At 56.3% G+C, this 741-nt stretch carries 1 protein-coding gene; it reads left to right on the forward strand.

Annotated elements, in window-relative coordinates; all coding sequences use genetic code 11:
* Positions 1-173: 173 nt before the first annotated feature.
* Positions 174-741: AAA family ATPase (locus EOA22_RS35930; protein WP_164756298.1), on the forward strand; the 568-nt coding region annotated here is incomplete at its 3' end.

The raw sequence follows: 741 nt of genomic DNA on the forward strand, positions 1-741 counted from the left end.
ACCAACACGCCGCCATTATCCGACGACAGCAGGAATCGGCCGCAAGGAAGCCCGCTAGTGCTGTTAACCTTCTGTTAACCTAAAACTTCTTGCCGGGCTTTCCGAATCGGAGCTTAATGGCGCTTGTTGAATAATTTCATCGCAAAAAGCGCCAATTCAGGTTTTCGACGAGAATGAATATCGGCATGCGGCTTCCGAGCTTCGAGTCCGATGAGAAAATCCTCGAGCAGGGTGCTGAGATATCACGGCGCCTTAACCAGCTTCGGATGGAGAAATTTCCCCCCGATGCGGCGAAGACGCTGCGTTCGTTTTCGATGGCAGAAGTCGCTCACTATCTTGGTGTCTCGCAGAACAATCTGAAGCGCCTTCATCTGGAGGGCAAGGGCCCCCTGCCCGAGCAGATCCCATCGGGACGCCGGTCCTACACTGCCCAGCAGATGCTTGAGCTGCGCCATTTCCTGGACCAGCATGGCAGGACCGAAGTCAAGAAGTATGTCCCGCACCGCAAGTCCGGCGACAAGCTCCAGGTCGTTGCTGTCGTCAACTTCAAGGGGGGCAGTGGCAAGACAACGACTGCCGCCCACCTCGCCCAGCATCTGGCCTTGACCGGCCACCGTGTTCTTGCAATCGATCTCGATCCTCAAGCCTCACTGTCGGCCCTGCATGGGTTCCAGCCGGAACTTGATAACAACCTCTCGCTCTATGAGGCGATTCGTTACGATGACGAACGCCGCTCGATTG

It is taken from the genome of Mesorhizobium sp. M7A.F.Ca.US.014.04.1.1, from assembly GCF_003998745.1.
In the GTDB taxonomy this organism is placed as follows: Bacteria; Pseudomonadota; Alphaproteobacteria; order Rhizobiales; family Rhizobiaceae; genus Mesorhizobium; species Mesorhizobium ciceri.